This is a genomic window from Novacetimonas pomaceti (assembly GCF_003207955.1).
Taxonomy (GTDB): domain Bacteria; phylum Pseudomonadota; class Alphaproteobacteria; order Acetobacterales; family Acetobacteraceae; genus Novacetimonas; species Novacetimonas pomaceti.
Genome location: NZ_NOXG01000012.1, coordinates 67,154 through 77,643, shown reverse-complemented (window position 1 = coordinate 77,643; position 10,490 = coordinate 67,154). Strand labels below are relative to the sequence as shown.

Genomic DNA, 10,490 nt, shown 5'->3' with positions numbered 1-10,490 from the left:
AAGCAGAATATCGTCAATATTCCAGATCGGGCTCCTGTGGGATGACTGAATTCTACAAAATGACCCGAAATTGCCTCAAGTGTGAGAAATCCGCGTCGACGTTGCGCAGCGCCATGAGGAATCCACGATCCTCGCCCAGCGGCAGGGGCGGGACGCCGCCCGCCTGCCGCCATGCCCCCACGCGTACGGCGATGCTGGCGCCGGAATGTTCCGTATGGCGCGGCCACGGGTCATGCGGATCGGGATCGATCAGGTCATGGATGTGGTCCAGCATCGTGGCATAGGCCATTTCCGCTCGGTCGTCGTCATGCAGGCATGCAGGAAGCAGCCGGGCCTCCGCCGGATCAATAAACGCGCGTCCGCACACAGCATCGGCCCCGTTGTCCAGCGCGGCAAGATTGCGGGCCAGCCAGTCCGGCGCGACAACGCCATCGGCATCAGTCGTCAGCAGGATGCCGTCCGGTCCCGCCATCGCGGCAGCCACTTTCATGGCGTCGCTCCGCGCGGTTCCGGCATGGGCCATGGGCGACGGATATGTCCGTTCGACCACGCAGACACGAAAAGGCAGGCAGGGAATCACGGCCCGCACCCTGTCGGCCGTACTGTCGGTGCTGTTGTTTATCAGCAGCACGGCATGGGTCAGGCAGGTGCCCTGCTGCGTCGCAAGGGCACGCAGGCAGCAGCCGATACGATCCGCCTCGTTACGCACGGGAATGGCAGCGACAAGGGAACGGGCAGGCGACATGGATCACCCGTTGAAAGGGGATCGGTAAACGTCCGGCCAGATGTCGCGGTTGCATGCGCCAGAAAAGGAATGGCCCGGCGTCATTCCGGTAATATCCTGCCGGTTTACGCCAGGCCTGTAAAAAGCCCTGCCGGTCGGTCCGGTGAACCATGCCATGCACGCGGATACAGGGAATCGAGCCATCATTCTGCATATTGCTGGATAAGAGGATTTTCGAAAGAATAAGTCCTGCCCGATAATATGCAGAACATGTGTTCAGGAAAAATGCGTGACCGGGGCATGGAGGTGAGGGGGAGGATGGAAATCCCTGATCATCGCCCATCAGTAACGACATGTATTTTTGTGTTCTGAAAATATGTTTTATTGACCGTGCCTTTTCAAAAACAGGAATGATGTTTCCCGCCACGGTCAGGGCGTGCCTGTCAATCACCGCGTTGTGAAGGGATCGTTTCTCCGGCTGGTGACGTTCTGCCCCACGGAACCTCCGGAACGGATGTCATGGTGATCCCCGCCGGTTTTTGAAAAACGCCAGGGGAGGCCGGACATGAGCCGGACATGCAAGGGTCCGGATATAAAACGCGATATCCAGAACGGAAAAGAAACAGATGGCAGCGCCGTTCACCCCCCGCGCCAATGTCATCATGACCACATGCCTGATCGGGATCGCCTTTGTGGTCATAAGCGGGTGCATGGTGTGGTTCGCGTGGCCATACACCGATTACGACCGGCGTGTGGGATGGACGGTCGAACAGGCCGTTCCATTCAGCCATCAGCATCATGTGGCGGGTCTCGGCCTGGATTGCCGGTTCTGCCACAGCAGCGTGGAACGTAGCGCGCAGGCCAGCATGCCGCCCACCTTCACCTGCATGACATGTCATTCACAGATATGGACGAATGCCGGGGTCCTGGCGAACGTCCGTGACAGTTTCCTCAGGAATGTTCCGATGACCTGGCAGCGCGTGACCAATGTTCCTGACTATGTCTATTTCAACCACAGCATCCATGTCGCAAAGGGCGTCGGCTGCGAAAGCTGCCATGGCAATGTCGCGGCCATGCCGCTGACCTACAAGGCAAGGACGCTTACGATGCGGTTCTGCCTTGACTGTCATCGTGATCCCGGCCCCCAACTGCGCCCGGCCGAAAGCATCTTCGATACCGACTGGCATCGCGATGCCGCCACGCCCACCCCGGCCGCGCTGATGGCGCGGTATCATGTGGGCGGGCGCAACCTGACGGAATGTTCGATATGCCACCGCTAGGCCGGAGCGGCGGCGCGGACGCATCTGATCGGCTGGCGGGACTGCCGGATGACGAGCTGGTCCGGCAGTTTCCCCGGCTGGAGGGCGCCCTGTCACATGCGCTGGACCGCAGGCGCACGCTCAGGCTTCTGGCGCTGGCGCTGGCCAGTGGCGGGCTGAAGGGATGCGACCCGGGAACGCCCGATCGTGGTTTCGTCTCGGCCGTGCGCGCGGCCGAAAGGGTGGTTCCCGGCGTGCCCAATATCTATGCCACCGCACATGTGCGCGATGGATACGCCGAAGGCATTCTGGTCACCCATCAGATGGGCCGTCCCATCAAGGTCGAGGGAAACCCCGCCCATCCCGGCAGCCGTGGGGGCACGGACGTGATGGCGCAGGCCCTGATCCACGATTTTTATGACCCCGACCGGGCAATCGGCCCCCTGCATCACGGCATGCCCGCATCGTGGCAGGACCTGACCGGGGCAATGCAGCGGATGCGTTCCACCGTCATGGCCCCGCGTCGTCCCGACGGCACTCGTTCGGGAACCGGACTGCGCATCCTCACAGGCACGGTGACGTCGCCGACCATGGGACGGGCGATTACGCAGATCATGCAGGCATATCCGGGGGCGATCTGGCATCAGTGGGACGCGATCGGGCGACAGCATGTCCGTCAGGGGGGGATGCTTGCCTATGGCCAGGCGGTTTCGGTCCTGCCCGACCTGACGCAGGCTGATGTCGTGCTGGCGCTGGACAGCGATCTGCTGGACAGCGCGCCGGGACATCTTGCCTTTGCCCGGGACTTTGCCATGCGGCGCAATCCCGTGCGCGGGACGATGAACCGCCTGTACGCGGTGGAAGCCACCCCCTCGCTGACAGGCGTGGCGGCGGACCATCGCTTCATCGCGTCCCCCGTGATGCTGGACGAGGTCATTGGCCGGTTATCGGCGGGACTGCTGCAAGGTGAAGCGCCATCGGGCGGCCCGGAATGGCTGGGGCCGGTCATGCGCGACCTGCGCGCCCACCGGGGGCGGGCGTTCATCCATCTGGGACCCGATCACCCGCCAGAGGTCCATGCCACGGTCCATGCCATGAACGAGGCCCTTGGCGGCCGGGGGCGTGCCTTCGATGTCCTTGAACCGCCGGAATACCGGACGCCATCCCCGGTCGACGACCTGCCGACATTGATGGAGGACATGGAAGATGGCCGGGTGGAGGCGCTGCTGATCGTTGATGTCAATCCGGTCCATCAGGTTCCGCGCCTTGCCGCCGCCCTGCGTCATGTCCCCACCAGCATCACCCTTGCGGACCGCCCGCATGAAACGGCCGTCGCCACGAACTGGCACGTTCCGCTGGCCCACGGGATGGAGGACTGGGGCGATGCGCGGGGGCATGATGGCACGGTGGCCCTGATCCAGCCGCAGGCCATGCCGCTTTATGGCGGGATGAACGCGCTGGCAGCGCTGCATGCCTGCGTGGGACTGCCGTTGCGGCCGGCCATCGACATGGTGCGCGCGACGTGGCGCGATCTGCTGCCATCCCAACGGGACTGGCACGATGCCCTTGCCACCGGCATCATCGCGGGGACCGCCTGCCGCAGCATCGATGCGCTCCTGCAGCCCGCGGCCAGCCGGGTTGCGTCCCCGGCGTCGTTTCCCCGCAGCGCCGCGCAGCCTGTCCTGCTGCTCCGGCCTGATCCCTATCTGTGGGACGGGCGGGGGGCCAACAATCCATGGCTGCAGGAACTGCCCCGGCCGTTGAGCAAGGTCGTGTGGGACAATCCGCTGCTGATCCCCCCCGACCTTGCGCGGGACATGAAACTGCGCAACGGGGACGTGGTGACCCTTTCACAGGGACAGGCGCGCGCCCGGCTGCCTGTATGGATACAGCCCGGACAGGCGTCGGGATGTGTGGTCGGCCTGCTGGGATGGGGCCGCCAGCACGCGGGCGCGACAGGCGATGATGTCGGGACCGACCTGTATCCCTTCCGCGATGCCCCAGGTCCCCTGCGGATCGAGGTGGCAAAGGAAACCGCCATCCCCGTCGCCTGCACGGAACACCACGCCACGATCATCGGGACAGCGCCATCGGAAATCGCGCGTCACGGCACGCTGGAGCAGTTTCGCGGCAATCCCGCCTTTCTGGCGGGGAAGCAGGAACCCGATGCAAGCCTGTATCGACGACCACCCGATGGTCCCGTCGCATGGGGAATGAGCATCGACCTCAATGCCTGCATCGGATGCAATGCGTGCGTGACGGCGTGCCAGGTGGAAAACAACATTCCCGTGGTGGGACGTGACGAGGTGCTGCGCCAGCGGGAAATGCACTGGCTGCGGATTGACCGTTTCCATGAAGGAACGCCGGATGCGCCCGATACGTTCTTTCAGCCGATGCTGTGCATGCATTGCGAACAGGCCCCGTGCGAAACCGTCTGTCCGGTCGGGGCGACGACACATGATTCCGAAGGCCTGAATGTCATGGTCTATAATCGGTGCATCGGGACCAAGTTCTGTTCCAACAACTGCCCCTACAAGGTCAGGCGGTTCAACTATTTCGCGTTCGCGCAACACGAAAACCGTCCCGCCATCAGCCGCAACCCCGATGTGTCCGTCCGCACGCGCGGGGTGATGGAGAAATGTACGTTCTGCGTGCAGCGCATCGCGCAGGCGCGCATCGCCACGGATCGTGATGGCGTGGCCGAACAGGTGGTCACGGCCTGTCAGGCGGCCTGTCCCACGCGGGCCATCAGTTTTGGCGATATCCACGATCCTGCGGCCGAAGTCACGCGCCACAAGGCCAGCCCCCTGAGCTATGCCGCGTTGCCAGAACAGGGCACGTACCCGCGCGTGACGTATGAAGGACGCATCCGCAACCGTAATCCGGATATCGGATCATGACGCGCGGCGTGGGCATGGATGTGGACGTGACACAGGGGAATGATCCCCTCATTTACCCGCAGGAAACGCCTGCTTCCCTGACGGAGCGCGTCTGCGTGGCGACCCTGCGCCCGGATGGCGGCATGTGGACCCCGATGTGGTGGTGGATGTGCCTTGGCGTGGCGCTGCTGCTGGTGGGGATGGGCGCCGTGTCCGTGGCGTGGCTGTTTTATGCCGGGCTGGGGATATGGGGGATCGACTGGCCCGTGGCCTGGGGCTTCGACATTCTCAATTATGTCTGGTGGATCGCCATCGCCTCTGGCGGCACGTTCATCTCCGCGCTGTTTTTCCTGCTGCGCGCGCCATGGCGGACGTCGCTCAACCGGCTGGCCGAAAGCCTGACGTTATGCGCGGCACTGTGCGCTGCGATATTTCCCATCCTGCACCTGGGGCGGCCACAGTTCTTCTACTGGCTGTTTCCCTATCCCAACACGATGGGATTGTGGGCGCAGTTCCGCAGCCCGCTGGTCTGGGATTTCTTTGCCATCCTGGCCTATGTCACGTGTTCCATCCTGTTCTGGTATTTCGGGCTGCTGCCGGATCTGGCGACCCTGCGTGACCGGGCGCAACGCCGCTGGCAGCAGGTGTTCTATGGCGTGCTGGCGCTGGGGTTTCGTGGCTCCGCCCGGCAGTGGCGGCATTACGGTCCGGTCTATGGCGTGCTGGCGGCCCTGATGGCGCCACTGGTCGTATCGGTCCACAGCATTGTCGGCATGGATTTCGCGGGGGGGGCCGCAACGGGGTGGCATTCCACCGAATTCCCGCCATTTTTCGTATTCGGCGCGGCGCTGTCCGGTTTTGCCATCGTGCTGCTTGTGCTCCTGCCGCTGCGGCCGGCACTGGGGCTGGAACCCTATGTCACCGACCGGCATGTCGACGTGCTGGGCAGGCTGCTGCTGACGAGCAGCCTTTGCGTCGCCTATGCCTATGTCATGGATGTCTTTTCGACATTCTATGGCCCCGACCAGGCCGACCGGACCATGTTCGCCTTCAGGCTGCATGGCCTGTACGCGCCCGTCTACTGGGGCACGATCATCCTGAACATCGTGTTTCCGCAACTGCTGTGGTGGCGCGCGATCCGGTTGAATCCGGCGGTGGTCTGGCCGATCTGCCTGGGCGTGCTGGTTGGCATGTGGCTTGAGCGTTTCCAGATCATCGTGACCAGCCTGGCGCGCACGCAGCTTGTATCCGCATGGGGGCAATATACGCCCACCGTGTGGGAATGGAGCCTGCTGTGCGGCACCATCGGCCTGTTCCTGACGGCATTCCTGCTGCTTGTGCGCTTCATTCCCATGCTGGCGATGGCTGAAATGCGTGCGATGCTGGGGGACGGCCCATGATCGTCGCGGCCTTTGCCACCGAATCCGCCATGCATGACGCCGCCGCCGAACTGCGGCGGGTGCCGGGATGCGCGGTTGAAACCTATGGCGCGACGCAACCGCAGGAGGAGGGCGCATGGTCGATCCTGCCGCTGGTGATGCTGGGTGGTGGCATGATGGGGGGACTGGGCGGGTTTGGCATGCAGGCCTATGCCACGACCATCAGTTATCCGCTCGATATCGGCGGCAGGCCGGATTTTTCATGGCCATCCTATATCCCCGCGACCTTTGAACTGGCGGTGCTGGGCGCGGTTCTGGCGGGGATTTTCGGCTATTTCATCACGATGCGCCTGCCGCGCCTGTATGACCCGGTGGATGATGCCGTCGCCATGCGCGATGTCATGGCAGGCGGCCATGTCGTCGTGGCGTGCACGGGCGATATGTCCGGCGTGCGTGAAATACTGGCCCGTCATGATCCGCTGTCCATCGAGGTGGTCGGTTCATGACCCCCGCGCGGCACGCCTGCGTCGTTCCCGTCGTGCTTGCGCTTTTGCTCACGGGCTGTGACGACATGTCGAAACAGCATAAGGAAAACCCTTACGCCAGCCGGGAAAGCGCGCCTGCGGACATCGCGCAGGGCAGCGTGGAATATCACGACGCCCCGCATCCTGCCCCTGCGGTGACGATGGCGCTGCTGCGACGCGGGCGCGGCGAGTATCACGCATTCTGCGTGCCGTGCCATGCGGAAACGGGTGCTGGCGACGGTATGGTGGTGCAGCGGGGCTTTCCCGCGCCCCGGCCCCTGCTGGCGACGGAGGAGGGGCAGTCCGCCCTGCCAGAACGCCTGTATGGCATCATCACGTCGGGGCAGGGGATCATGTATGGCTTTGCCCAGAGGATCGTGCCCGACGATCGCTGGGCCATTGTCGCGTATCTCTTTGCCCTGCGGCGCAGCCAGCATGCCACGCGCGCCGACATGACGCCCATACAGCAGGCAGGCGCGCAATGAACCGCGCGCGCACCATGACGGCCATCGTTACATTGGCGACGCTGGCGGCGGTCGTGTGGGGGGCTGCCTATATGCCGCACGCGGTCTTTCCGGCATGGCTTGCGGTCTGCGCCGCATGGGTTGGATGGCCGCTGGGCAGCATGGCGCTGCTGCTTGTCCATGCCCTGACTGGCGGCCGCTGGGGCGATGCGCTTGGGCCTGCGCTGCGTGGGGGGATCGTGACGCTGCCGCTGGGCCTGCTGGCGCTGGCGGGGGTGATGTGGGGCGCGCGCGACCTGTATCCCTGGCTGCATCCGGATGGGCCACTGCCCAACGGGTTCTACCTCAACGGGCCATTCGCCCTGGGGCGGGTGGTGCTTTATCTGCTGGTCTGGGGTGGGCTTGGGGTCCTTTGCCTGCGGGGCGGGGATCTGGCGCGTGTCGCGCCCGCGGGACTGATCGCGCTGGCCCTTACGTTCGGGTTCGCCGCGATCGACCTGACGGAATCCCTCGATGCGCGTTTCAGTTCCAGCGCCTATGGGCTGATTGCCTCTGCCGGGGCGGTGCTGGAGGCATTCGCGATTGCCGTCCTGATGGAGGGAACGCGCGCAGGGGTGGTGGTATCGCGGGATCTGGCGCGCCTGATGCTGGGGCTGACGGTCCTGTGGGCCTATCTGGATTTCATGCAGTTCCTGATCGTCTGGCAGTCCAACCTGCCGGTGGAGGCCGCATGGTATGGCCCCCGCCTGCGGGGGACGTGGGGAATGGTGGCCGTCGGGGTCGTCATGCTGCATTTCGTGCTGCCTTTCGGGCTGCTGGTTGCATCGCCGCTTCAGGTACGGCGGGGTGTTGTCCTGAGGGTGGCGGGACTGCTGGTGGGCATGGAAACGCTGCGCAACCTGTGGCTGGTCCTGCCGACATGGATGGACCCTTTCCCGCTGTTCGGGGTTCTGGGCTCGCTTGTCGTCCTTGGCGGGGGGAGCGCCCTGCTGGTCGCGCGACATATGGAACGCGAAGGCGCGCCATCGCCCCGGATGCGGATGGATGGCGCCCATGTCTGAGCCTCATTCACCCGACAACGCGCAGGGGATCCAACATGAGGGGATCCACCATGAAACGCGCGATGTGTCGCTGCGCGCGGTTATCGTGGGGGGCGTGGTTATCGGCCTTGCCGTCGGGGGGCTGGTGATGCTGGCCGATGTGCTGTTTCCGCAGGGATCGCTGGACCGTCTGCTCCGCCCGCCATTCCCGGTGATGTCGCGCCCGGCGTTGCAGTCGGACCCCGCGGCCGACATGTCGGCATTCGCGGCGCGCGACATGGCCGCGCTGAATGGTTTCGGCTGGACCGATCCTGCCCGCGGCATCGGTCACATTCCCATCGGACAGGCCATGGAGCAGGTCGCGCGCGAAGGCATCCCGGACTGGCCCGCGAAAGGGGGGACAGGACCATGAACGGCTATCCGATGACGTCATGGAAACGCCAGGCGGGGCTGTCGGCAGCACTAGCATGCATGTGGATGCTGATGTGGGCCGCTCCCCTCCGGGCGGAGGAGGGGGCGATGCAGGCGCTGGCCTTTACCCCCCGGCAGGGAAGCGCGCTGCCGCTTGATGCCCGTTTTTCCGACACGACCGGACGGGCGCTGCCGCTGGGGGCGTTCCTTGGCGGGCGCCCGGCCATCATCTCCATGGGATATTATGCCTGTCCCAACCTGTGCGCGCTCGAACGCGAGGACCTTTTGCATGCGCTGGCGCGCAGCGGCCTGAAGACGCCGGGTGATTATACGCTGGTGGTGGTCAGCATCGATCCGGCGGAAACGCCCGCCGTGGCACGCAAGGCCCGCGGGGAGGACATGGCGCGTTTTCCCACCAGCGGGGCGGAGGAGGGATGGCATTTCCTGACCGGCGATCCGGCCGGCATCCGGCGCCTGTCGCAGGCGGTGGGGTTTCATGCGCGATATGACGCGAAACTGGGGCAGTACCTCCATCCCATGGGGCTGATCTTCATTACCCCGGCCGGCATGGTGTCCGGTTATGTGCTGGGTGTCGGATACCAGCCGGGCGATGTGCGGCAGGCGCTGGCGCATGCCGCGCGCGGGGATCGTGTCGCGGCATCGCCCATCCTGCTGCTGTGCTTTCATTATGACGAGGTGAGCGGACGTTACACGCTGGCGATCGAAAAGCTGCTGCGCATCGGTGGCGTGCTGACGGTGCTGATGCTGGGGGCGGTCATGGTGCTGGCCCACAGGCGGCGGCAGGGATGAGCTGGCTTCCCGAAGCATCGGCACATGCCACGCGGATCGATATCCTGCTGGCGGGGCTGCTGCTGATCAGCCTGGCGGTGCTGGGTCTGGTGTTCGGGCTGATGACGATCAACATCATCCGCTTCAGGGTGGGCAGCAGGGTTCCCCTTTCGCATGAGGCCGTGGTCCACAAGAGCTGGCGTTTTGAAATCGGCTGGACCTCGGCCACGCTGGTGATTTTCTTCCTCCTGTTCCTGTGGGCGGCGCGGTTGTACGTGGTGGGGTTCCAGCCCCCGTCAGGGGCAATCCAGATCTATGTGACCGGCAAGCAGTGGATGTGGAAGGTCCAGTATCCCGGCGGCCAGCGCGAGATCAACATGCTGCACGTCCCGATGGGCCGGGCGGTACAGCTGCTGCTGACGTCCGAGGATGTCATCCATGATTTTTCCATCCCCGTGCTGCGCATCAAGCACGATGTCCTGCCCGGGCGGTACCAGAGCATATGGTTCGTCGCCACCCGGTCCGGGCAGTTCCGTTTTTACTGCACGCAGTTCTGCGGCATCGGGCATTCGCGCATGACGGGCACGCTGGTTGTCCTCAACAGCACCGATTACGCCGACTGGCTGGATCATACGCCCGCCAGCGGCAGCCTGGCGACAACGGGGGAGATGCTGTTCATCCGCAATGGGTGCAGTGGCTGCCACGTCTCGGGGCGTTATGCGCCCGACGCGCGCGATACCAGCCGGGCGCCCTCCATGGTGGGGCTGTATGGCAGCACGGTGCCGGGGCCTGACGGGCGCCCGGTCAGGGTGGATAGCGCGTTTCTGCATGACGCCATCCTGCATGGCGGTCCCGCGCGTTCGCAACCGGGAAACTATAGCACCGAAATGCCGTCATTTCGTGGGGTGCTGGGTGAGGACGATCTGGCGGCACTTGTTGCCTATCTCCAGACATTATCGCCCTCTGCCTCCTCCGGTATGGGGGTGGATGCCGTTACCCCGCGTGAAGGGAACTGAATGTC

At 64.5% G+C, this 10,490-nt stretch carries 11 protein-coding genes; 9 read left to right on the top strand and 2 right to left on the bottom strand.

Annotated features, from left to right (window positions below):
* Positions 1 to 52: 52 nt before the first annotated feature.
* Complete coding sequence (locus CFR71_RS10635; protein ID WP_110530893.1) at positions 53 to 745, bottom strand: glycosyltransferase family 2 protein; 693 nt, start codon at positions 743 to 745, stop codon at positions 53 to 55.
* Entirely contained in the window at positions 702 to 1,151 is a 450-nt protein-coding gene (locus CFR71_RS16200; protein ID WP_133251134.1) for a hypothetical protein, read from the bottom strand. Before CFR71_RS16200 ends, CFR71_RS10635 begins: the two co-directional genes overlap by 44 nt.
* A 199-nt stretch (positions 1,152 to 1,350) precedes the next feature.
* Here CFR71_RS16200 and CFR71_RS10630 point away from each other — a divergent pair, with 199 nt between their 5' ends.
* The 9 genes from CFR71_RS10630 to coxB are packed head-to-tail and all read left to right on the top strand — an operon-like array spanning position 1,351 to position 10,485.
* Positions 1,351 to 2,004, top strand: coding sequence for a cytochrome c3 family protein (locus CFR71_RS10630; protein ID WP_110530891.1), 654 nt, complete (start codon positions 1,351 to 1,353; stop codon positions 2,002 to 2,004).
* Positions 1,992 to 4,883, top strand: a complete 2,892-nt coding sequence (locus CFR71_RS10625; RefSeq protein WP_110530918.1) for a 4Fe-4S dicluster domain-containing protein — start codon at positions 1,992 to 1,994, stop codon at positions 4,881 to 4,883. The genes CFR71_RS10630 and CFR71_RS10625 overlap by 13 nt, the downstream gene beginning before the upstream one ends.
* Positions 4,880 to 6,262: an NrfD/PsrC family molybdoenzyme membrane anchor subunit gene (nrfD, locus tag CFR71_RS10620; protein WP_239020369.1), complete on the top strand. Its 1,383-nt coding sequence runs from the start codon at positions 4,880 to 4,882 to the stop codon at positions 6,260 to 6,262. Before CFR71_RS10625 ends, nrfD begins: the two co-directional genes overlap by 4 nt.
* Positions 6,259 to 6,747, top strand: coding sequence for a quinol:electron acceptor oxidoreductase subunit ActD (locus CFR71_RS10615; protein WP_110530889.1), 489 nt, complete (start codon positions 6,259 to 6,261; stop codon positions 6,745 to 6,747). Before nrfD ends, CFR71_RS10615 begins: the two co-directional genes overlap by 4 nt.
* On the top strand, positions 6,744 to 7,250 hold the full coding sequence (locus tag CFR71_RS10610; protein WP_110530887.1) for a c-type cytochrome: 507 nt from the start codon (positions 6,744 to 6,746) through the stop codon (positions 7,248 to 7,250). Before CFR71_RS10615 ends, CFR71_RS10610 begins: the two co-directional genes overlap by 4 nt.
* On the top strand, positions 7,247 to 8,290 hold the full coding sequence (locus CFR71_RS10605; RefSeq protein ID WP_110530885.1) for a hypothetical protein: 1,044 nt from the start codon (positions 7,247 to 7,249) through the stop codon (positions 8,288 to 8,290). The genes CFR71_RS10610 and CFR71_RS10605 overlap by 4 nt, the downstream gene beginning before the upstream one ends.
* Positions 8,283 to 8,681, top strand: a complete 399-nt coding sequence (locus CFR71_RS10600) for a hypothetical protein (protein ID WP_239020368.1) — start codon at positions 8,283 to 8,285, stop codon at positions 8,679 to 8,681. Before CFR71_RS10605 ends, CFR71_RS10600 begins: the two co-directional genes overlap by 8 nt.
* Complete coding sequence (locus CFR71_RS10595; protein ID WP_165832091.1) at positions 8,678 to 9,490, top strand: SCO family protein; 813 nt, start codon at positions 8,678 to 8,680, stop codon at positions 9,488 to 9,490. The genes CFR71_RS10600 and CFR71_RS10595 overlap by 4 nt, the downstream gene beginning before the upstream one ends.
* On the top strand, positions 9,487 to 10,485 hold the full coding sequence (coxB, locus tag CFR71_RS10590; protein ID WP_110530883.1) for a cytochrome c oxidase subunit II: 999 nt from the start codon (positions 9,487 to 9,489) through the stop codon (positions 10,483 to 10,485). The genes CFR71_RS10595 and coxB overlap by 4 nt, the downstream gene beginning before the upstream one ends.
* The last annotated feature ends 5 nt before the right edge of the window (positions 10,486 to 10,490 follow it).